This is a genomic window from Pseudomonas bubulae (genome assembly GCF_037023725.1).
Lineage (GTDB): Bacteria > Pseudomonadota > Gammaproteobacteria > Pseudomonadales > Pseudomonadaceae > Aquipseudomonas > Aquipseudomonas bubulae.
Genome location: NZ_CP146078.1, coordinates 31,612 through 53,609, shown reverse-complemented (window position 1 = coordinate 53,609; position 21,998 = coordinate 31,612). Strand labels below are relative to the sequence as shown.

Here is a 21,998-nt window from a genome sequence, read left to right as displayed (position 1 = left end):
CTTCGTGCCTACCTTCCGAGGCCCGCGATGCGCAAGCAAGCGGGCTTTCGTGTTTCTGAGGCAAGGAATCCGGTCACTATGACGCATTACGTCGCGTACCTGGACGAATTCGGGCACGTCGGCCAATACGTCTCTCGCAATCACCCACAATATAAGACAAGCCCTGTCTTTGGCCTCGGTGGCCTCCTGCTCCCTGCCGATCAGGTGCGTGAATTCGCAATCTATTTCTACAAGCTGAAATGCCAGCTACTGGCTTGGGATTTGGTCAATGACAACCCCAAAAACCTGCCTGCCTATCAGTGGGAAAAGAAGGGTTCGCAGCTGTATTCCCTCCGGAACGTCACGAAGTACGAAACCCTTAGACGGTCAACCTTCCGCCTCCTGAATCACATCAAAAGCATCGGCGGGCACCTGTTCTATACCGGTGAACACAAAACAACAGATCCTATCGCCCATGATTCTACGGCGACTTTCAAACGTCAGTTGCTGCAATCGGTACGCAAGATCGACCGCTTTTGCGCTCAGCAAGGCTCGACCTTCATTCTGGTACTCGATGAGCAGAAGGCCGGGAACGAATGGCGCGAGAAGAACGTAGAGGCCTGCACACTGGCCATGTTCGAAGACGCCTCGGAAAAATGCCGGACAATGATCGAGCCACCGCTGCAAGGCGAAAGCTACCTGTTTCAGACACTCCAATGTGCTGACTGGATCTGCGGCTTGATCGGTCGATTAACAGCGATGGCGGTGTCTCCTGATGAGTATCAGGACTGGGAACCCTTCGACAAATACTTCTCTGCTCGTATTACTGAGGTTGCCATGCCGTGCAGCGGCCTGGAGCATCAGAAAGTTGCTGAGATCCCAGCGGAAGAAACCGAGGAAGCCATGCCTGATGTTGAAGGTGCATTGGCGGGTAAATAGGGATCGAAAACCCATCTGACAAATTCCTGCCGTCAAAAAAACAAAAAAACTAAGCGCAATAATGACTTGCGGCATTAATGCCCTGTAAATAAAACTTATTTATCGAGTTAGAGTGGCTAGAATGATTCCAACGATATAAAAATCGGAGGATTCGGGGCCGCTGGCCCCGACACACTTTTTTAGTTATCGCCAAAGCAGCGATTAACGGAGCGATAAATGAAGCAGCGCCTACTTGTGATGAACGGACAGAAGCTCGTTCAGGATGAGAAAGCGCCTGGTAAGTGGGAAACCGTGAATGTGGAGAAAGCCGGAGCGTTGAAACCGGCCATTTACAACATTTACTTGTCCCAGCAGGCCGACAAAACGGCTGCGCACAGTGGCGTGATCCTACACGCCGACAAGGAAAGTATTTACCAACAAAGCGGACGCGATTTTGTGCAGCATAAGCGCTCAGATTTCGATAAAGTACCTGAAATTGGTAGCGCAAAAACCATCACCTATAGCGCGGAGTCCGGTCGCGCCCAGGTGGATACCCCGGCGCAAACGCAGAGTAGGGGGGTGAAGCGCTAATTTTAGCCGCTAAAATGGAGTGTCCTTATGAATGCTGTTAACGACAAGACGCATAAGCCCGTAAAGCCCCTGTCGGACGTTCCAGCCAAATCGGCAGGAACAGTAGTTCCAGAGGCTGACGCCCTGGAACAGCAAGCAGAAGACGCCCATAGCGAGCAGCAGGTGCTGTTAGAGACCTCCCCTTTGGAGTCCCAATACGCCGCCGCCCTAGCGGCTCAGGTTGAGGCAAAACACGATCAGGTGGAGCGCATCGAGGATCGCTTAGAGGGGGTTATTGAGCAGCAGGAGGCAAAGCTCCATCAGATCGAGGCCAAGCAGCCAGGCATTCTGTCGATGCCCAGCACCAGGGCGAGTTGGCAGAGTCAGGTTCAGCAGCAGCAAGCGCTTTTACAGCGCCTTCATGGGCGCCTTGAAGGCGTGAGAGAAATCAAAGACGGCATGGGTCTTCACGGCCCCCGCGTAGAGGAACTGGCGGCCCGAAAGCTGCGCCACGCTGAACCGGAGTTGGCCGAGGGTTGGGATGAAATGCGCGCAGCGCAGCGCGCCCATGAAGCCCTCATGCGCAAGAAGGATCAAGAAAAGCGGATCAAGATCGAGCGTGAGCAGTCTGCAACGGTAGGGCGGGGCCAGACTCAATCACTCAATCTGAATCGCTCGGTCAGTTGACGGGAAGTCAAAAAAAACCGGCCCAAGGGCCGGTTTTTTTATGCGTGGCCACTGGCCAGCTAGTGCAGCGAAGACCAGACAACCAGGAGCGCGGCGGCCAGAGTTATCACGGACGCTGCGACGTTGAGAACAACCAGGTTTCGCGCGGTTTGCGCAGGAGCCTCAGCCCTGCGCAATGCCTTGTCGAATTCGGCTTGCATGGCCTTTGCCGCCTCACTCGCGCTTGCCTTCATGAGACTTGCCATAGCTTCCTTGCTGGCCGTCAGCGAGGCGTTCAGGATGCGCTCAGCTTTTTCCTTTGCGTCATTACCCCACTGGTAGGCAATCCCTTCCAGCTCGCTTTTGAACTGTTCAAGCTGTTCCTCTTGAGCCTTGGCACCCTCGGCTAAAAGCCGGTTGTTCAGGGTGAACAGAATCATGATCGGATCATCCTTGCCTACAGAAATGCCGTGGACGCGAAAGATTTCTTGCCGGAGGCTTTCTAGGTCGTCGGCCATCAGAGTACCCCCGCAGTCTCCAGTTGGCCGAACAGTTGGGTGCGGATCAATTTCAGGCGTTGGCGGTTCATAACCGTGAGCTCAGGGTTTGCCAGTGCCTGGTCAAAGGTGACGCGATCCTGGAGTGTTCTGCTGAGGTCTTGACCGAACGTGTCCGGGTCAAGGTTGGGAACGTGGACAATAGAGGTGATGCGCGCCTTGTTGTCCTTATAAGCCTTCATTTGCTCAAAGGGCTTACCATCATGCTCAATTGCCCCCCAAAACGGATTGAGCCAAACAACAAACTCAGCTTCTTGTGGGAACTGGCTCGCAAGTTGACCAAGGCCGGAAACCGTATCAAACAGAGCCTGCCCGCCAGTAACGACCGTGTGAATGATGAGGTCGTGCCCCATATCCTTAATTAGAGCTGGCACCTGGTTACTGATGAGGTAGTGGGTCAGTGGTACGAAGGAAGATGAGCCGTTATCAATGATGATGTCACGGTCGGTCGTGGCGATTGTCTCGATCAGATTATCGAAGTTCCGAGGGTTGATTTGCTTCTGATCGTTCATGATTTCAAGGCGCTGCACGTTAAGCGCCTCATAACCGGCAAACGTCGCATTCACAGGGTCGGTGTCAATGCACGTCACTTCGCGGTTACTGAACGAGTAAAACTGCGCCAAGGCCGAGCAGCCAAACGACTTGCCTACACCGCCTTTGCCCTGGAGCATCATGTGGATTTTTGCCATTACAGATAGTCCTCTTTGTTAGGTTTTGCATCGAAGTTAAAGCCAGTCGGTGCCGGTGGTTTGACTGGATTTGCTTTCGGTGCAGGAGTGCGCGGAGTGGCCGGCACAGTCTTTTTCTCGTTGCTGGCCTGGCTTCCAGGGCGTGCTTCCTCGACTGGAGCTTTCGGTGCCGCGCCTTGCTTGGATTCCAGGATCAAGCTGTTCACATAGTTACGGAAAGCCTGGTAACTGAACGTCACCTTTCCTTCCTCATGCAGCGTTTCCCATATTGTTTTGACCGGCCATCGGTCATCAAGGGCCTGAATAATCTCGGCTTTCAGCGCGAGAAAAGCCCCCCGGTTCTGCGCTCCTACCGTGGCTTTCTTATTGCGCATCCGGTCAGCGATCCGCTCTGACAGATTCTTAGCCATAGTCTTTTCGCGTTCCTCTAGCGTGCTTTTACCGTTGTTTTTCCATAATTCTGCCGTTCCTTTCTGTCACACACCGTTGTTTTACCGTGCTTTGCGCTCGATTGCGAGCGGAAAACGTCGTTTATACCGAAAAAACGGTACGGGAACGGCGCTGAGCATGGTATTGTTTTGGAGTATCAACGGCGATTAGCCGGGCAAGATAGGTGAAGTAGGCCCACCCGTTCCGGGCGGCTCCTCCTTCACTACCCCTTATTCGCACTTCGTGCTCAACGGGGGATCTTGCTCTGCGAGGCGCCGGCTGCCGCCGACAGAAGCGAGAAGCAAATGCCAGATCAAGAGCCATCGAATCAAAAGACCGTAACGCGGAAAAGCAGCCCGCCTTTGAAGGTGTATTGCTTGCCAAGTGAGCGCGCAAAAATCACTGAAAACGCCCAGGCGGTCGGCCTTACCGTGTCGAGCTATTTGCTCAATGTGGGTATTGGGTACGAGATAAAAAGCACGTTGGATAGCCAGCTCGTTGGCGACCTGGTGAAAGTAAATGCCGACCTGGGGCGACTTGGCGGCCTACTAAAACTTTGGCTTACAGACGACAAGAAACTGGCCGCAGCCGGCCATGCCTTGACGGAGGGGACAGTGCGCGCGTTGCTCAAGCGTATTGAGGACACCCAGGCAGTCATGTACGAGTCGGTCAAAAAACTATGATTTTTTTAGCCGCTAAAATCTGGCTGGGCCTGCCGTGATCGCGCGTCATGTTCCGATGAAGGAAGCGAAGCTAAGCAGCTTTGCCGGCCTAGCCAAATACATCACCAATTCGCAAGAAAAGCAGGAGCGGGTTGGCGAGGTTCGTTTGACGAACTTCCAAAGCGAGTCCTTGGACTGGGCCATTACTGAGGCCCTGCATGTTCAACAAAGAAACCAGCGCGCGGAGGGTGATAAGACCTACCACCTGCTTATCTCGTTTGCGCCTGGTGAGCAGCCATCCGCAGATGTTTTGCGTGATGTGGAAAATCGCATATGTGCCGCCATTGGCTTTGGAGGGCATCAGCGCGTTAGCGCGGTTCACCATGACACTGACAACCTGCATATTCACGTCGCAATCAACAAGATTCACCCCGAGCGTCACACCATCCACGAGCCGTATCGTGCCTATCAGACTATGGGTGATATGGCGGCGATTCTTGAGCGTGAACATGGGTTGCAAGTCACGAATCACACTGGCCGAAAGCGTGGCAGTGAAAACCGTGCAGACGATATGGAGCAGCACGCCGGTATCGAAAGTTTGTTGGGCTGGATCAAGCGCGAATGCGCAGACCAACTGACTCAGGCCCATACCTGGAATGACTTGCATGAAGTCATACGCAAGAACGGTCTGGAGCTGCAAGAGCGCGGCAACGGTCTGGTAATCACAGATGGCCGCGGAGTAGGGGTAAAGGCCAGCTCCGTTTCCCGAAATCTGTCAAAGCCGAACCTTGAAAAGCGTCTAGGGGCATTTGAAGGGGACGCCAAAAAGAAGGCGACAGCAAAGCGCGGCCCGGGTTTGCATAATCGTAAAGCTCCCCCTGTTGTGGCGGTAGGTGGTAAGCCACCTCCCATGCGTAAAGGTCGGCTTAGCACTCTGTCACAACTGGGGGCAATCGAGGGCGAGCCAGGCAAGCGTTACGAAGGTCGGCCGATTCATAGTGCTGGGAGTGCGGCGACAACCGAGCTGTATGCCCGCTACAAGGCCGAACAGGGCATCAAGGTTCATGCTCGCGCCACAGCGTGGGGGGCCGCAAAGAATAGCAAAGACAAGGCTGTGGAGGCCGCCAAGCGCACGGGCCGACTCAAGCGCGCAGCGATAAAAATGCTCAGCGGCCCCGGCGTCAACAAAAAACTCCTATACGCCCTGGTCAGCAAAGCCCTTCATGCCGAGATCCAGAAAGCCAATACCCAGTACCTGGCCGAGCGGCAATCTATCCACGGCGAGTATTCAAAAAGAGCATGGGCTGACTGGCTCCAGGCAAAGGCCACGGAAGGCGATCAGCAGGCGCTGAAGGCACTTCGCACGCGCAAGACTGCCAAGCCCCGCGCTGGCGACACCGTTGCCGGTAGTGGCCCTGCAAAGCGCTTAAGCCCTATGCCTTTAAAGGTGGACAGCGTTACCAAAGACGGCACGGTAATTCACCGCTTTGCTGGCTCTGCCATTCGCGACGATGGCGAAGCGCTCCAAGTGGCGCGCGGCTCTAATCGCGCTGGGCTGGAGGCCGTATTGCGGATGGCTGTTCACCGTTACGGCCAGAACATCGCCGTCAACGGCAGTGACGAATTCAAAGAGAAGATTGCCCGTGTCGCGGCGACTTCAAAACTCAACATCACCTTCAATGACGCTGCGCTGGAAGCGCGGCGCCAAGAGCTGGTGCGTTTAACAAGTAAGGAGAGCGGCAATGACCGATCAAGTAGACCAAACCGAAGTGCCGATGAGCGAAGAAGATCAGCTAGCAGCAGTGATGGCGGATCTAGAACAAAGCGTGGCGGAAGAAACGCCAGAACCGGAATTCGACGAGGACCAGGACAAACAAATAAGTCCGGTCTTGGAGGGGTTGGACCCAAGCCGCCGGCCTTGTCCGGGAACGGTCTGCGAGAGCTGTCCCAACTCGGTGTGGTTCGCCTCCCCGAAAGAAGTGAAGTGTTATTGCCGCGTGATGTTCCTCATAACGTGCAGCACGAAGGAGCCGAACATGCTGGAGGCATGCGACGGGGTGTTTCTGGGGCAGGAAGAAGGGTAGGGAAAAAACCACGTGGCCCTGGTGCAACCAACAAGCCTGGCGTTGTCCCGGTCGGTGGCAAGCCACCGGCCATGTTGCGAAGACGGTTGCAGCCTATGTCCAAGATTCGCGAGCTGCCCGTAGATGGCCCTATCAGTGTTCCAGGAATGCCACGGCCACCGATGCCAAAGCCTGTGCCTGAGAAAACCATGCCGACTCAACCGAAGTCGGCAGCCGATAAATACATTGCTGAACGCACCTCAAAACTGGCTAAAGGATTCGATATACCGAATCATAGGCGTTATACTCAGGACGATAAAGGCGCCGCTTTGTTTGCCGGAACCCGGCAAATAGAAGGGGAAACCCTGGCTCTTTTGAAGCGCGACGAAGAAATCATTGTGTTGCCAGTCGATGCGGCCACCGCCCGCCGTATCAAGCGTTATTCGTTGGGTGATGCAGTCACCTTGAATGACAAGGGCGCAGTTACGAAAAAAGGAAGGAGCAGATGAGTAAAGCCAATAATGCGGTTGGGCCGCAAACCAGAGGCAAGAAGCCAGGGAAAAGTAAGGTTGTACCCGCCCTTGGCCTTGCAAGTTTTGTCGCCGGATCGGCGGCCGCTACCCAATTTTTTGCATGGAAATTTGAGTACCAAGCTGTTCTTGGTGCGAACTACAACCACCTGTATGCGCCTTGGGCGATTTTTGATTGGTGGCACAAGTGGAACGGCATCTATCCCGATGCGCTGACCGCAGCCGGCAGTGTCGGCACGCTGGTCGCGGCCGGGGGGTTGATCGTCACCGCAGCCGCAAAGGTGATCGCCTCAAACTCATCCAAAGCTAACGAACACCTACACGGTTCGGCTCGCTGGGCTAACAAAAAGGACATTGAGGACGCTAGTTTATTGGGCAACGATGGCCGCGATGGCGGCGTCTATGTTGGAGCCTGGCGTGACAAGTCCGGCAAGCTCCAGTACCTGCGTCACAACGGGCCTGAACACGTCCTATGCTATGCCCCGACTCGTTCGGGTAAAGGTGTCGGCCTGGTTGTTCCGACACTCCTTTCATGGCCCCACAGTTGCGTTGTCACTGACCTAAAAGGCGAGCTATGGGCCATGACGGCCGGCTGGCGAAAGGAACACGCCGGTAACAAGGTTATTCGCTTTGAGCCGGCCAGCCTGACAGGTTGCGCATACTGGAACCCGCTTGATGAAATTCGCCTTGAAACCGAGTACGAGGTTGGCGACGTTCAAAACCTGGCGACCCTGATTGTCGACCCAGACGGCAAGGGCCTTGAATCCCACTGGCAGAAAACGTCGCAAGCCCTCCTGGTCGGCATGATTCTGCACGTTCTGTACAAGGCAAAGCACGAAGGCACTCCGGCTACGCTTCCTTACGTCGATACCATGCTTGCCGATCCCAACAGGGACGTTGGCGAGCTATGGATGGAAATGACGCAGTACAGTCACGTCAATGGCGAGAATCATCCGGTCATTGGATCGGCTGGACGCGACATGATGGATAGGCCGGAAGAAGAAGCCGGCTCAGTTCTGTCTACCGCGAAATCGTATCTGGCCCTTTATCGTGATCCAGTTGTAGCGCGTAACGTCAGCAAGTCGCAGTGGCGCATCAAAGACCTGATGAACCATGACAGCCCGGTAAGCCTGTACATCGTTACCCAACCAAACGACAAGGCTCGGTTGCGGCCACTGGTGCGCGTCCAGGTCAACATGATTGTTCGCTTGCTCGCAGACAAAATGGAGTTTGAGCGCGTCAAGGCAGAAATGCCGGCCTGGCTTCGCTTCCTAGATCGACTCGGGTTCAAACAGCAGGCCCTTTCCTACGTTCGTTCCAAGAAGAATTACAAACATCGCCTGCTTGGCATGATTGACGAACTCCCAAGCCTCGGGAAGCTGGAAATCCTGCAAGAGTCGCTGGCATTCGTTGCTGGCTACGGGATCAAGTTCTATCTGATTTGCCAGGATATTAATCAGCTCAAGAGCCGCGAAACAGGCTACGGCCCTGACGAAACGATTACCTCTAACTGCCACGTACAGAATGCCTATCCACCTAACCGGATCGAAACCGCACAGCACCTTTCCAAGTTGACCGGCGTTACTACGGTCGTGAAGGAGCAAATCACTACCAGCGGCAAGCGCGCTGGTGTGTTCATGGGACAAGTATCCAGGACGATGCAAGAAGTCCAGCGGCCATTGCTGACCGATGATGAATGCTTGCGCATGCCTGGCCCTAAAAAAGACTCGGAAGGCCAGATTACCCAGGCGGGGGATATGGTCGTTTACGTCGCAGGCTTCCCGGCCATTTATGGCGAGCAGCCTCTGTACTTCCAAGACCCGACATTTACCGCACGCGCGGCCGTCGAGGAACCAAAGGACACCGACAGGCTGCGCCTGCAAAACGAACCAACGGCTAAGGAGGCCATTGCCATATGACTATGCGCAAGGGCCTTCGGATCGTCGCAGGTATCACCCTCGCTGCAAGTATTGGCGTGGGGGTAGTCGCAGGCGGCATCTACGCAGCAGGTGGTCGATTCAATACGAGTAAGAGCCTAGAGCTTGGCTTGTACTGGATTACTGACGCGCCAATCACTAAAGGCGCTTATGTGATGTTCTGCCCGCCAGAGCGGAAAGTCTTTGTGGACGCCAAAGAGCGGGGATACATCGACGCCGGTTTTTGCCCTGGAAACTTCGGCCACCTGATGAAGAAAATTTTAGCTGCTAAAGGCGACACCATCGCCGTGACACCGCAGGGCGTGACGGTCAACGGTGAAGTCCTTCCCTACAGCAAACCTGTAGCCGAAGACGGTGTAGGCCGTCCACTGCCACAGCTTTCCTCGGAGCGTTACACGCTGGGCGCCTCAGAGCTTTTGCTTATGTCAGATAGCAGCCCTACATCCTTCGATGGCCGTTATTTCGGCCCGATTACTCGCAGCCAGGTCACGTCGGTGATTCGGCCTGTACTGACCTGGAAAGGAGAATGATCCTATGCGTCTATTCATCGCAGAGAAACCATCCGTAGCAAAAGCAATCGCCGCCGAGCTGGGCCAAACCGGAAAGGGCAGGGGCTACATCGAGTGCGGTTCTGACATAGTGACCTGGTTTTTCGGGCACATGCTGGAGCAGGCCGACCCTGATACTTACACTGCCGCAGACGCACCGCGCGCGGAGAACGGGAAAAAAATCTGGCGTATCGAAGATCTGCCAATTATCCCGGAAGAATGGCAATACAACCCGCGCGACGACGCCCAGGAGCAATTGGACATTGTTGCCAAGCTCTACGCGAAAGCCGATCAAATTGTTCATGCCGGCGACCCGGACAGGGAAGGGCAACTGCTTGTCGATCAGCCGGTAAGACTGCTGTTCGGCAACAACAAACCAGTAATGCGTTACTGGTGCAGTGCGCTTGATTCAGTGTCCGTGCGCCGGGGTCTGGACTCCCTCAAAGACAACAAGGCATATGCGGGCTTCGCAGATGCAGCGGAAGCGCGCGGGCGCGCTGACTGGCTGATTGGGATGAACCTTAGTCGTGCATTCACGCTGCGCGCGATCCGAGGCGGCTCGCGGGCACTGCTGACAGTCGGTCGAGTACAAACACCGACCTTGAATTTGGTTGTTATGCGTGACCGTCTGATTGAAGGCTTCAAGGCGATTCCGTTTCACGGAATCCGTGCAGCCTTCAAGCACGAAGGCGGTCAGTTTCTGGCCGACTGGAGGCCGCACGAAGATCAGGAAGGTTTGGACGAAGAAGGTCGCTTGACCAATACCGCCGTGGCAGATGCCCTGGTCAAATCGTTGTCCGGACAGACCGGCAAAATCACAAGCTACAAGCAAGAGCCGAAGACGAAAGCACAGCCAAAATCACTGTCGCTTACAGACGTTACCGTTCTGGCGTCCAAACACTTTGGCTACAGCGCCGCTACAGTTTTGGCCACCTGCCAATCGCTGTATGAAACTCACAAGCTCACGTCCTACCCGCGTACTGATTGCGCCTATTTGCCCGAGTCGCAATTTGCTGATGCGCCGGCCATCCTGGAAGCGCTCAAAGGTGTAGTGCCAGAGCTGGAAAGTCTGATTGACGGGGCCAACCCAAAAATCAAATCCAAGACCTGGAACGACACAAAAATCACTGCGCACCACGGCATCATTCCAACCGTTCAGGCAGGTGATGCGTCGAAGCTCTGCAGTGAAGAACGAGCCATTCACAACCTCATCGTTCGTTACTACCTGGCTCAGTTTTACCCCGTCCATGAGTATCTGAATACCGCTGTCGAGCTGGATGTTTCCGGCGAACAGTTTTTTGCTCACGGTAACGTGGTAACAAAAAATGGCTGGAAAGACGCTTTCGGCGTTGACGCTTCCAACGACTCCGAGGAAGGCGAAGGCGATGGCGAAGACGCAGGGTCGCAAAGCCTGCCGAGTATGAAAACTGGCGATCAGACCGCTTGCCTCAAAGCTATGCGCCGCGACTCCAAGACCAAGCCACCGGCCCGATTCACCGAAGGCTCTTTGACCCAGGCGATGGAGAACATCCACAAGTACGTGGACGACAAAGAGCATAAGAAAATGCTCCGCGACGGTGACGGAATCGGCACCTCAGCTACTCGCGCTTCAATCATCGAAGAATTGAAACGCCGCAACTTCCTGGCCGACAAGGGCAAGGCCCTGGTCAGTACCGAGCTGGGCCGCAGCATGATCGACGCTTTGCCAGAAGTCGTGAAAAGCCCAGTGCTGACCGCGATGTATGAGCGCATGTTGCTCGCCATCGAGCAGGGCGGCGGTGATATGCAGGCATTCATGGATAAGCAAGAAACGCTTATCCGCGACCAGGTAGCTAAAGCCAACCAGGGTGCAGTAAAAATCGCCGGAGCCAAGCAGGCGCCGAAAGTCTCCACCATTTACAAATGCAGCCAATGCCAGAAGGGCCTGATTCGCCGCGATGGCAAGAAGCCCAATACTCATTTTTGGGCGTGCAGCGGGTACCCAACTTGCACCGCTAGCTATCCCGATTTCAAAGGCAAACCGAATCTGGCCAAGGCAAACATCGCCAAGCCCGCCGTTGCGAAAGGAGCATGACCATGAGTGACCAAAATGAAGCACTTAACGAAAAGCTGACCGACGTAATGGTGCCTGGTTTTGAGGTCGAGTTTGACCCCGACGAAGCCGACCAGGCCGGCAGTTTCACGGAAGACGCCTTGAGCGTCGAGGACGCCGCTGACAGCAGCGGCGACCAATAACGGAGGCGACATTCAATGACGTTATCCGTCGATGATGCCAAGGCGTTAGTAATTGAGTTCTGCGCTACCTACCCGGTAGCGTCCACAATTAGCTACAAGCTCAGAGCAACCCAGGAGGAACTTTATGGACCGCAAGCCACAAGAGAAGCCGTTGGAGGAATCCTCGGTTCATTTCGTCCCGGAAGCCGACAAGCAGACTTCGCCACTTCCAATTTTCGTAACGAAGACGAGTTTAAAGAAACTCTTAGGCACGAAGTCCTTGGACACTTTGGGATCAACACCTTCAACCCCGCCGAAAAACGAGCAGTCCTAGACGGGATTATTGAGGCCCGCAATGAACCTGGAATGTCCGAACTTTGGGCCGAAGTAGCTCAGCTCTATCCAGAGGCCAACGACTCGCTTAAAGCCGAGGAAGTGTTTGCCTTTGCGTGTGAAGCCATCGAGCCGCAGACGCGCGGCAATGTCATCGAGGGCACCCGATCTTTTCGCGAAACCTGCATCGAGCGCTCGCGCCCGATGCAGATCCGCGACCTAATCAACGTCACCACGATGGTTGCCGAAGGGATGCGCGACCGCAGCCGGTCGCAACAAAATTTCCCTGAATCAGATCATGCCCAGTTCAAGCGGGAACAGACCATGGACGCTAAAAAACCTTTCCACGAAGTCGTGGCCGAAAAGCTGATCGAGCAGCTAAAGCAAGGCACGGCCCCTTGGCAGATGCCCTGGAAGGCCGGAGACGGCGGCGGCATGATGCCCTTCAACCCTACTACCGGAAAACGGTACAAGGGTATCAACGCCATTCATTTGCTTTCTCAGGGCCGCGACGATCAGCGCTGGTTGACGTTCAACCAGGCCAAAGCAGCCGGCGCCCAGGTACGCAAGGGCGAAAAAAGCACATCCATCCAGTATTGGAAGTTTGAAGAAGAACAAACCAAGCGCGACGAGAACAACAAACCAGTGCTGGACGGTAAGGGCGATCCGGTCAAGGTTCGCGTGCGCCTGGAGCGGCCGAAAATGTTCATGGCGAACGTCTTCAACGCAGAGCAGATCGACGGCTTGCCTCTTTATCAAAAACCAGCCCAGACGTGGAATGCCCTGGAGCGTGCAGAGACGATCCTGCAAGCCTCCGGGGCTGATATTCGGCACGGTGGCGATAGGGCGTATTACAGGCCATCTACTGACAACATTCAGTTGCCAGACAAGGCCCAATTCCCCAGCGCCGATAACTACTACGCAACGGCGCTTCATGAGCTGGGCCACTGGACGGGCCACGGCTCGCGCCTTGATCGGGACTTGTCACATCCGTTCGGGTCGGAAGGGTACGCCAAAGAAGAATTGCGCGCTGAAATCGCAAGCATGATCCTCGGTGACGAGCTGGGCATTGGGCATGACCCAGGCCAGCACGCATCCTATGTTCAGTCCTGGATTAAGGCTCTGCAGAACGACCCGCTGGAGATTTTCCGCGCAGCCTCTGACGCAGAAAAAATCCAGAGCTTTGTTCTCGGCCTGGAGCAGCAGCAGATCCAGACGCAGGGCCAAACGCAACAACCTCAAAGGCTCCAGGATGAGCCGGACGAGCAGGGGGCCAGTATGCAGATCCCAGCACAGCCAGAGCGCCCGAACATTCAAGCTGAGGATTGGGCTTTGCGTGCCATCGAGCGCGCAGACCTTGACCAAGTAGCACGGCGAATGACTGACGATCAGTTGCAAGTCTTTGACCAGGTGCTGACCGCCATGCACCCGCTGGCCAACGACAATGCTTTTTGGGCGCAGCACGAAGAAGCGATGGAGGCGATGTTTAATGACGTGGACACCGTTGCCGAGCAAATCCAGCGTGCGCAAGAAATCGTTGTCGATGAACAGCGCCGCCGTGTTGATGTAGCGAAGCGTGACCAGGTGCAGGAAAGCGTTAATGTTGCGCCTGAGCCAATGCCGCTAAACCCTAACGAGCAGATGGTTGCGACCGCACTGCGCAATGTACGCAGCGAGCCGAAGCCTGAATTAAAGGCAAGTTTTGGACGCCTGCTTGGCGTCACCAGTGGGCAGGCGTTGGGCTACGAATTGCCGGGTGATTGGTCGGGTGAAACTCAGGTCGTGGGTATTGCTACAGATCCTGACAAGGAAGGCGTTCACATGGTTGAAGGCGATGAGGCGCCGGAGTTTTACGGTCTGTATGCCCGCGACCAGGAAGGCAAGGCCGTTTGGTTGGCTGATTACGGAACCCAGGAAGAAGCACAAGATCAGGCCGACCGACTGGCGGCGATCAATAGCCATGCCCAGGTTGAGGCGAGTGCCATCGACAGACCGGTTTTGGTGGCTAAAGAAAGCGAGGCCGTAATAGAACAGGCCGCGCAGAGCCACCAGGCACCGGTCACGGATAAAACCTACCTTCATGTTCCATTCAAGGAGAAGGAGCAGGTTAGGGAACTGGGAGCCAAATGGGATCGGCAGGAAAAGTCCTGGTACATCCCGGCCGACCTCGACAAAGAGGCGTTCGCTCATTGGCTGAATCCGGCCCCGAAGGTGGAAGCCGCGGAAACCGCGCAAGAGCGTACAGAGGCCCCGCAAGTGGCATCCACGCCTAAATCCGCACGCGAGTACCTGGCGGTTCCCTACGGCGAAAGATCGGCTGCCAAAGCCGCTGGAGCCGCTTGGGATAAGGCTGCGAAGTCCTGGTACATCGGACCAGATGGAGATACAGCCGCCCTGGCCCGTTGGAAGCCTGAAAATATCAGCAACGAACAGTCGCCGGCACTGGATGTTCGTGAAGAGTTCATTGGCGCTATGGAGGCCGTGGGCCTGATTCCAGGAGGGAAAGATAACCATCCCATCATGGATGGAAAAAAACACCGTGTTCCTGTCGTTGGTGGCAGAACAGGCGCAACAGACGGCTTCTATGTTGCTCATTTAGACGGTCATCCCGCAGGCGTTTTGATAAACAACAAAACCGGCGTCGATATGAAGTGGAAAAGCAAAGGCTATTCCCTTACCGACGAGCAAAAAGCAACCTTGCAGGCCGAGGCTGCAACCAAGCTACAGGCCCGGGAAGCCGCGTTGCTCAAAACGCATGAAGCCGTGGCAGCGAAAGTAACTCGCAGCATGGAAAACCTAGTGCCCGTGGTCGAGCTGACCCCGTATATGAGTGCAAAAGGAATCCAGCCCTTGTCTGGCGTCCTAACCGACAAAGCCGGCAAAGAAACAGTGATTCCGGCCATAGACGAAAACGGCAAGCAGTGGACAGCCCAATACATCCAGAAAGACGGCACCAAGCGCTTTGCCAAGGATGGTCGGAAGGAGGGATGTTTTCACCCGTTGGGTGGCCTTGATGCTCTTGCAGCGGCACCGGTTATCGTCATTGCCGAAGGCTATGCCACAGCAAGCACACTGGCATCCAGTCTTGGCCATGCAACCGTGGCCGCTTTCGACTCCGGCAATCTGCCGGCCGTGGCGAAAGCATTGCACGCGAAATTCCCTGATAAGCCGATCGTCATCGCCGGCGACGACGATCGGCACCAGGTCATGACCCACGGTACTAATGCTGGCCGAACGAAAGCAGTTGAAGCAGCCAAGGCAGTAGGAGGGAAAGCCATATTCCCTACCTTCGCACCTGGAGAGGTTGTTTACCCCGACACGCTGCCGGCAATCACCCCCCAGGCTTATCGCAAGCACACGCAAGCGGCTGGAGAACTCAAGGCGTTGATTAGCCAAGATGGCCCTTCGGTCGGCGATCCTGCGCAATCTAAGCGAGCAGCGACGTTGAAGGCAGAAATGCTCAGCGATGCGCAGCTTGCAGCCCTGGACAAAATGAAACGGCTTACTGACTTCAACGACCTTGCAACAAAAAGCTCACTCGAGCGCGAGGGGTTGGAACGCCAAGTGAACAACGCCGTTGCCAAGGTCATCGAGCAGCACCAGGTCAAGGTACAGCAGCCCATCCAGGAGCGCGTCCAAGGCATCGAGGACAAGCAGCAAACCCGTCGCGTCATTAACCGCTAGGAGGTGTCGTGCGCGACGGAACACAAGTGTCACAAGACGAAAAGGAGATACATATGAAGCACGGAGAAAGTGGCGGCCCCGAGCCGCTGACGTTCACCCACAACGGTGAACCAGCCACGATCAATCTGGAGCGCTTCCAGCAGCCGGTGCAGGACGAGCCGTTGACGTTAACACATAACGGTCAACCGGCCACGATTGACCTGGAGCGCTTTAAGCCACAACCGCAGGCCGAACAGCCAGCCCCGGTCGAAGTAAAGCGTCCAGTAGCCCCGGAGCCGCTGACGTTCACCCACAACGGTGAACCAGCCACGATCAACCTGGAGCGCTTCCAGCAGCAGCCGCAGGCCGAGCCGCTGACGTTCACCCATAACGGTCAACCGGCCACAGTTGACCTGGAGCGTTTCACGCGACAAGCCCAAAAGGAGATACACATGAAGCACGGCGAAATTGGTGCCCCACGCAATACTGGCGACGTAAGCGCCAGTTGGAGGAGTTAAACACTCTGTTTTACTTCCGGCCAAAAGAGAATAAACCGTCTGCGTCTTGGCCTCAGCCGTGAGGGGCCTTGTTCTCGATCAAACAGTTCCCGCCATCTACCACGAGGACTTCACCCGTGATGTAACTGGCGTCAGGCGAAGACAGAAACGCAACTGCAGCGGCCACTTCGCGGGGGCTGCCTGTTCTCCCGATCGGGGTAAAGCGCCCCGCTTCTGCTTCAACAGGCGTGGATGACCCGGTGGTGATCCATCCGGGCGCCACGCTGTTGACGGTAACCCCCTGCTTGGCGACTTCAAGTGCAAGTCCCATGCTCATACCAACCATCGCGGCCTTGGCCGCGCTATAACCGGCTTCTCCCGGATTGCTTCCCCTAGTGCCCGTGGTGGAACTGATATTGACAATGCGTCCGTAACTTCGCGCCCTCATACCGGGCAGAACGGCCCGAGTCAGAAGAAAAGCGGTCGTTAAATTCCTGGCCATTGAAAGATTCCAGTCATGCAGTTCCATCGTTACCAATTCCGAGAAAACCTCCGGGCTTCCTTGCATGGCCATACCGGCATTGTTCACCAGAATATCGACCCGCCCCCAGACTGACTCTGCCCATAGGCTGAATTCACGTACCTGACTTTCATCAGTGAGGTCAGTTGGCCGGCCTTCAACTTCAAATCCTTCGGCGCGCAGCTCGTTAAGCGCTGCGCTAGCGCAACAGGATATCGGCCGGTTCCTGATGGAGCGATACAACTGGCGGCGACCGCACCAGTTCAACGGAGGGCTAGAGCCTGCGGTCGCTGAGGAAAAACTCAATTCAGTGTCCGGGATCAGTTGACCACTACAGGTCGAGTTCCTGGCGCAAAACCCGGAACTGGACATCAACGTCACCTACGCAAACCACCGCAGCTATTCCAGCGAACCAGCCACTGGCCGGGCAATCACAGCGAGCCGCTGATCTCGGGTGCCGTCTCGCCCTATTGCAGCCGCGAATTCCTTCAGCGCCACGCCCCCATCGACTCGCCCCAGGCCTTGAGCCAACTGCCGTTGCTGCACGACGAAGAACGCGGCACCTGGGCCGAATGGTTTCAAGTCGCCGAGGTCAAGCACGCCAGTGCGCTCAATGGCTTGCTGCTCGAAGACGGGCAACTGGCGCTGACCGGCCTGGGTTGCTCGCTGCTGCGCGAGCCGTTGGTGGCGCCGATGTCGCCAGCGGCGAACTGGTAAAGCTGTTCGACCTGCACGTGGATGACGGCCGCCAGTACTACCTGTGCCGGCGCTCCAACAGCGAACTGTCCGACGAAAACCTGAGCTCAAGCGCAGCCTAGTGACGGCTACGCCAGCAACCGCTGATTGATCACCATTTGCTCACGCCCGCGCGCCACAATCCAACGGTGGAAGTCGCGGCAGTGGGCCTTGTCGAACGCGCCCTTGGCACCCACCAAAAAATACGCCGACGGCAAGGGCAAGGCCCGGGCAAACGGCCTGATCAAACGCCCATCTGACAACGCATCAGCCACCATTGAGTATTGCGCCAGTACCACACCCTGCCCCGCCAATGCGGCCTGGATTGCCATGGCAGACAAGGAATACACGCGGTAGCCATCGCGAATGCTTTCGCAGTCCACCTGTTGGGCCTTGAACCAGTCACGCCACGAAGGCGGCGAGGCAAACTTCGGTAGCCAGTCGATGGACAGCAGCGGATATGCCAGCAGGTCTGCCGGTTTGTTGAGCAGCACATCAGGCCGCAACAACCAAGGGCTGCACACCGGCACCACGCAATCGCGAAACAGTTCGATGGCGTTTTCAGTGGCCACGTAGTCGCCGTAGGTGAAGCGAAAATCGATGTCGTAGCCCTCTGGCGAAGGTTCGGCGTGACTGCCATCGAGAAACAAATTGAGTTCCGGGTGCTCGTCCTGCCAGGCATAGATGTGCGGTGCCAACCAATCCGACAGCAATGACGGCAAAGCGCTGATGCGCAGGTTGCTGGCGTTTTTCGACCGCTCGACCTCGACCTGGGCGATGCGCAGGCTCTCGAATGCCGCTGCGCAGCTATCGTGATAACGCTGGCCGGCGGCGGTCAGGCGAATACGCTTGCCGACCTTCAAGGTCAGGCTCAAGCCCAGGGTGTCTTCCAGCAGTTTCATTTGTTGGCTGACGGCACCGGCCGAGATACCCAGACGCTTGGCGGCCTCGACAATGCCGCCGAAACGTCCCACGGCTTCAAAAACCTGCAGCGCGCGCAGGGAAGGCAAGCTGTTCATCATCATCTCCATAGCAATCGACGGTTTTATACTTTAGCTGAGCTATAGCAAGCCACAGTTTTCGACATTTTTTTTATATGAAAAGCCTCGTATTCTGGCTTTGGCGGGTATTTACCTGTCCCGGTCAGGAGACGCCCCATGTTGTTGCGCAAGACCCGATACGGTGCAGCCTCTGATGTAACCATGCGTAACAAAAAACCATAGTGGCCCGGCGACTCAGCCACCCCGGGCTTATCAGCACCGCGAAAAACAGCACCTTGCAGGAATTTTCCGTGAATTGGCCTGCATTTTGCATTTATGTATATACAGGTACTATCATATAAAGATTTTTCTGTAATACATCGTTAGCGTTCGATCCGTCAGAGAAAGGAAAAACAACAATGAAAAAATTTGTCCTCGCCACCGTCTTTGCATTGGCTTCCACCGGCGTCCTGGCCAAGGATTTAAGCGTCATTCGCTTTGGCGTCGATCCGACCTTCGCTCCGTTCGAATCGAAAAACCCCGACGGTCAACTGGTGGGCTTTGACATCGACCTGGGCAACGCCATTTGCGCCGAGCTGAAGGTCAAGTGCGTGTGGGTGGAAAACGCATTCGACAGCATCATCCCGGCGCTGCGGGCGAAAAAGTTCGATGCCGTGTTGTCGGCAATGACCATCAACGACCAGCGCAAAAAAAACGTGGACTTCTCCGACCGTCTCTATAACTCCCCCAACCGTTTGATCGCGAAAAAGGACAGCGGTCTGCTGCCTACGCCAGAATCCCTGAAAGGCAAGCGCGTCGGCGTAGCCCAAGGCACTACCCAAGAGACGTACGTCAAAAAAATCTGGGCGCCTAAAGGGGTGATCATGGTCACCTACCCCAATCAGGACTTGCTGTATCCGGACCTGGTCAGCGGCCGTATCGACGCCAGCCTGACCGATGCCGCCGTGGCCGAACTGGGTTTTTTGCAAACGCCTAAGAACACCGGTTTCGCCTTCGCCGGCGACGCTGTGTACAACCAGGAACTGCTGGGCGAAGGCATTGCCATCGGCCTGCGCAAGAACGAGCCGCAGCTGATGGAAGCCATCAACCGGGCACTGGCCGAAATGCACAAGAACGGCACCTACGACACCATCCAGAAGAAGTACTTCACCTTCGACATCTACAACTAAAAGCCCTGCGCTTGACCGGTGCCGGAACGCTCGCGGCTTGGTGATCCGGCGCCTTGCCCATCCATTTCGCGCAAGGGCCGGCCCCCGGGCCGCCCTTGCCAACGGAGAGACAGAACATGCTTTTACAGGGCTATGGTTCGCTCATTCTCGAAGGTACGTTGGCGACCATCCAGCTGGCACTGATGTCCATGGTACTGGCCGTCACGCTGGGCCTGATCGGCGCATCAGCCAAACTATCGAAACAACCGCTGCTGCGTCACCTGGCCGCCGGCTACACCACGCTGATTCGCAGCGTGCCGGACCTGGTGATCATGTTGTTGCTGTTCTTCAGCCTGCAGATCTGGCTGAACAACCTGACTGAATGGCTGGACACCGAACAGATTGACATCAACCCCTTCGCGGCCGGGGTGCTGACCCTGGGTTTCATCTACGGTGCCTATTTCACCGAGACCTTCCGCGGCGCTTTTCAGTCCGTGCCAGCCGGCCAGTTGGAAGCTGCCGTGGCCTACGGCATGAATCGTCGGCAGGTGTTTGTGCGGGTGCTGTTTCCACAAATGATGCGCTTCGCCCTACCGGGAATCGGCAACAACTGGCAGGTGTTGATCAAGGCCACGGCGCTGGTGTCGATCATTGGTTTGATCGATATCGTCAAAGTCACCCAGGACGCGGGCAAGAACTCCATGGACCTGTTTTTCTTCAGCGTGGTCGGCGGCCTGATCTACCTGGCCCTGACCACCGTTTCCAACGGCGTGCTGATGTGGCTTGAACGCCGCTACTCGGTGGGCGTCAGAGGTGCGCAGCTATGATCGATATCGTCCAGGAGTACTGGAAAGCCTACCTTTGGTTTGACGGCTACCAACTCTCAGGCGTGGCCATGACCCTCTGGCTGCTAGTCGCTTCCATCGCCATCGGCGGCACCCTGGCCGTGCCGCTGGCCGTGGCACGAGTCTCGTCCAATCCGCTGCTGCGCATGCCCGTATGGTTCTACACCTACGTGTTTCGCGGCACGCCGTTGTATATCCAACTGCTAATCCTCTACACCGGGATCTACAGCTTGCAAGTGGTGCGCGACCAACCGACCCTCGATGCGTTTTTTCGCGAGGGCATGAACTGCACCCTGCTGGCCTTTGCCCTCAACACGTGCGCCTACACCACGGAGATTTTCGCCGGCGCCATCCGCGCCACGCCCTATGGCGAGATCGAAGCAGGCCGCGCCTATGGCATGTCCACCTTCACCCTGTACCGGCGAATCATCCTGCCCTCGGCATTGCGCCGTTCGCTGCCGTACTACAGCAACGAAGTGATCCTGATGCTGCACTCCACCACTCTCGCCTTCACCGCCACCGTGCCCGATCTATTGAAGGTCGCTCGCGACGTCAACTCTGCGACCTACTCCTCGTTCGAAGCCTTCGGCCTGGCGGCGGTGCTGTACGCGCTGATGGTGTTTACCCTGGTCTGGCTGTTTCGTCGCTGCGAAGTGCGCTGGCTGGCCTTCTTGCAACCGCAGGCGCATTGAGTGACCGTCCTTTTGGAGACATCGAACATGTATAAGCTAAGCGTAGATGAGCTGCACAAGAAATACGGCGACCACGAAGTACTCAAGGGCGTATCGCTCAAGGCCAAAGCTGGCGACGTAATCAGCATCATTGGCTCCAGCGGCTCGGGCAAAAGCACCTTCCTGCGTTGCATCAACTTCCTGGAACAGCCGTGCGCCGGAACCATCACGGTAAACAACGAGCAAATCCGCACCAAACAGGATCTCAACGGCGCGCTGCGGGTGGCCGACCCGCGTCAGCTGCAAAAAGTGCGCACCAAACTGGCGATGGTGTTCCAGCACTTCAACCTGTGGCAGCACATGACCGTGCTGGAGAACATCATCGAAGCACCGGTGCATGTGCTGGGCGTCAAGCGCAAGGACGCAGAGGCACGCGCGCGGCAGTACCTGCATAAAGTCGGTCTGGACCCGAGCGTTGAGAAAAAATACCCGTCCCACCTGTCCGGCGGCCAGCAGCAAAGGGTCGCCATTGCCCGTGCCTTGGCCATGGAACCGGAAGTGATGTTGTTCGACGAACCCACTTCCGCGCTGGATCCGGAACTGGTGGGCGAGGTGCTGAAAGTGATGCAGGCCCTGGCCGAGGAAGGTCGCACCATGGTCGTGGTCACCCACGAGATGGGGTTTGCGCGCAACGTCTCCAACCATGTGATGTTCCTGCACCAAGGCCGGGTTGAAGAGCAAGGTCCGCCGGGTGAAGTGCTGGTCAGTCCGCAAAGCGAGCGCTTGACCCAGTTCCTCTCCGGCCGCCTGAAGTAACCCCATT

General features: G+C 56.3%; 20 protein-coding genes and 2 pseudogenes. 17 read left to right on the top strand and 5 right to left on the bottom strand.

All coding sequences use genetic code 11. The features are described 5' to 3' along the window. The first annotated feature begins 78 nt into the window (after positions 1-78). From V6L81_RS23895 to V6L81_RS23885, 3 genes are all read left to right on the top strand, one after another. Entirely contained in the window at positions 79-918 is an 840-nt protein-coding gene (locus tag V6L81_RS23895; protein WP_271351113.1) for a DUF3800 domain-containing protein, read from the top strand. Positions 919-1,134: 216 nt separating this feature from the next. Next, positions 1,135-1,488, top strand: a complete 354-nt coding sequence (locus V6L81_RS23890; RefSeq protein ID WP_271351112.1) for a KfrB domain-containing protein — start codon at positions 1,135-1,137, stop codon at positions 1,486-1,488. 27 nt (positions 1,489-1,515) lie between these two features. Further along, positions 1,516-2,154 (top strand): IncP plasmid survival protein KfrC family protein, encoded by a 639-nt coding sequence (locus V6L81_RS23885; protein ID WP_271351110.1) that lies wholly within the window; start codon positions 1,516-1,518, stop codon positions 2,152-2,154. A gap of 59 nt (positions 2,155-2,213) precedes the next feature. Here the strand turns inward: V6L81_RS23885 and V6L81_RS23880 are convergent, their stop codons facing one another. Genes V6L81_RS23880 through V6L81_RS23870 form a run of 3 tightly spaced genes read right to left on the bottom strand, consistent with a single transcriptional unit; the run spans position 2,214 to position 3,789 of the window. After that, positions 2,214-2,651: a conjugal transfer protein TraM gene (locus tag V6L81_RS23880; protein ID WP_086799752.1), complete on the bottom strand. Its 438-nt coding sequence runs from the start codon at positions 2,649-2,651 to the stop codon at positions 2,214-2,216. Continuing rightward, positions 2,651-3,379 carry a conjugal transfer protein TraL gene (locus V6L81_RS23875; RefSeq protein ID WP_271351109.1) on the bottom strand — a complete coding sequence of 243 codons (729 nt, stop codon included), beginning with the start codon at positions 3,377-3,379 and terminating at the stop codon, positions 2,651-2,653. Before V6L81_RS23875 ends, V6L81_RS23880 begins: the two co-directional genes overlap by 1 nt. Then, a complete protein-coding gene (locus V6L81_RS23870) occupies positions 3,379-3,789 on the bottom strand; it encodes a TraK family protein (protein ID WP_271351108.1) in 411 nt (136 codons plus the stop codon). Before V6L81_RS23870 ends, V6L81_RS23875 begins: the two co-directional genes overlap by 1 nt. A 324-nt stretch (positions 3,790-4,113) precedes the next feature. Between V6L81_RS23870 and traJ the strand changes: the two genes are divergently transcribed. From traJ to V6L81_RS23830, 8 genes are read left to right on the top strand one after another with little or no spacing between them, the layout of a single operon-like run. Beyond that, entirely contained in the window at positions 4,114-4,491 is a 378-nt protein-coding gene (gene traJ, locus V6L81_RS23865) for a conjugal transfer transcriptional regulator TraJ (RefSeq protein ID WP_271351107.1), read from the top strand. 34 nt (positions 4,492-4,525) lie between these two features. Then, positions 4,526-7,042 carry a TraI/MobA(P) family conjugative relaxase gene (gene traI, locus V6L81_RS23860; RefSeq protein WP_271351106.1) on the top strand — a complete coding sequence of 839 codons (2,517 nt, stop codon included), beginning with the start codon at positions 4,526-4,528 and terminating at the stop codon, positions 7,040-7,042. Continuing rightward, positions 7,039-8,982 (top strand): type IV secretory system conjugative DNA transfer family protein, encoded by a 1,944-nt coding sequence (locus V6L81_RS23855; protein WP_271351104.1) that lies wholly within the window; start codon positions 7,039-7,041, stop codon positions 8,980-8,982. The genes traI and V6L81_RS23855 overlap by 4 nt, the downstream gene beginning before the upstream one ends. Continuing rightward, positions 8,979-9,530: a conjugative transfer signal peptidase TraF gene (gene traF / locus V6L81_RS23850; RefSeq protein ID WP_256678721.1), complete on the top strand. Its 552-nt coding sequence runs from the start codon at positions 8,979-8,981 to the stop codon at positions 9,528-9,530. The genes V6L81_RS23855 and traF overlap by 4 nt, the downstream gene beginning before the upstream one ends. A 4-nt stretch (positions 9,531-9,534) precedes the next feature. Continuing rightward, on the top strand, positions 9,535-11,622 hold the full coding sequence (locus V6L81_RS23845; protein WP_271351103.1) for a DNA topoisomerase 3: 2,088 nt from the start codon (positions 9,535-9,537) through the stop codon (positions 11,620-11,622). Between the two features lie 2 nt (positions 11,623-11,624). Further along, positions 11,625-11,783, top strand: a complete 159-nt coding sequence (locus V6L81_RS23840) for a hypothetical protein (protein WP_271351102.1) — start codon at positions 11,625-11,627, stop codon at positions 11,781-11,783. 15 nt (positions 11,784-11,798) lie between these two features. Continuing rightward, the gene (locus tag V6L81_RS23835) at positions 11,799-15,779 is read left to right on the top strand and encodes a zincin-like metallopeptidase domain-containing protein (protein ID WP_271351101.1); all 3,981 of its coding nucleotides are present in this window, start codon (positions 11,799-11,801) and stop codon (positions 15,777-15,779) included. A 53-nt stretch (positions 15,780-15,832) separates the two neighbouring features. Next, positions 15,833-16,276 (top strand): hypothetical protein, encoded by a 444-nt coding sequence (locus V6L81_RS23830; RefSeq protein WP_271351100.1) that lies wholly within the window; start codon positions 15,833-15,835, stop codon positions 16,274-16,276. 52 nt (positions 16,277-16,328) lie between these two features. Here the strand turns inward: V6L81_RS23830 and V6L81_RS23825 are convergent, their stop codons facing one another. Next, the gene (locus V6L81_RS23825) at positions 16,329-17,018 is read right to left on the bottom strand and encodes an SDR family NAD(P)-dependent oxidoreductase (RefSeq protein WP_271351099.1); all 690 of its coding nucleotides are present in this window, start codon (positions 17,016-17,018) and stop codon (positions 16,329-16,331) included. Here V6L81_RS23825 and V6L81_RS23820 point away from each other — a divergent pair. Beyond that, positions 16,963-17,103 (top strand): annotated as a pseudogene (locus V6L81_RS23820) (IS3 family transposase); the annotation flags it as partial. The gene V6L81_RS23825 and the pseudogene V6L81_RS23820 sit on opposite strands and share 56 nt — an antisense overlap. After that, positions 17,104-17,593 (top strand): annotated as a pseudogene (locus V6L81_RS23815) (LysR substrate-binding domain-containing protein); the annotation flags it as partial. It abuts the pseudogene before it with no gap. 6 nt (positions 17,594-17,599) lie between these two features. Here V6L81_RS23815 and V6L81_RS23810 read toward each other — a convergent pair. Next, the gene (locus V6L81_RS23810; RefSeq protein ID WP_009682420.1) at positions 17,600-18,529 is read right to left on the bottom strand and encodes a LysR substrate-binding domain-containing protein; all 930 of its coding nucleotides are present in this window, start codon (positions 18,527-18,529) and stop codon (positions 17,600-17,602) included. A 380-nt stretch (positions 18,530-18,909) separates the two neighbouring features. On the opposite strand from V6L81_RS23810, the gene V6L81_RS23805 reads away from it, so the two are divergent. The 4 genes from V6L81_RS23805 to V6L81_RS23790 all read left to right on the top strand — a co-directional run bounded on the left by V6L81_RS23805 (position 18,910) and on the right by V6L81_RS23790 (position 21,991). Then, positions 18,910-19,680 (top strand): ABC transporter substrate-binding protein, encoded by a 771-nt coding sequence (locus V6L81_RS23805; RefSeq protein WP_009682421.1) that lies wholly within the window; start codon positions 18,910-18,912, stop codon positions 19,678-19,680. Positions 19,681-19,796: 116 nt separating this feature from the next. Then, positions 19,797-20,486, top strand: a complete 690-nt coding sequence (locus V6L81_RS23800; RefSeq protein ID WP_009682422.1) for an ABC transporter permease — start codon at positions 19,797-19,799, stop codon at positions 20,484-20,486. Then, the gene (locus V6L81_RS23795) at positions 20,483-21,196 is read left to right on the top strand and encodes an ABC transporter permease (RefSeq protein WP_009682423.1); all 714 of its coding nucleotides are present in this window, start codon (positions 20,483-20,485) and stop codon (positions 21,194-21,196) included. The genes V6L81_RS23800 and V6L81_RS23795 overlap by 4 nt, the downstream gene beginning before the upstream one ends. Positions 21,197-21,223: 27 nt before the next feature. Next, positions 21,224-21,991 carry an ABC transporter ATP-binding protein gene (locus V6L81_RS23790; RefSeq protein ID WP_009682424.1) on the top strand — a complete coding sequence of 256 codons (768 nt, stop codon included), beginning with the start codon at positions 21,224-21,226 and terminating at the stop codon, positions 21,989-21,991. Positions 21,992-21,998 lie beyond the last annotated feature (7 nt).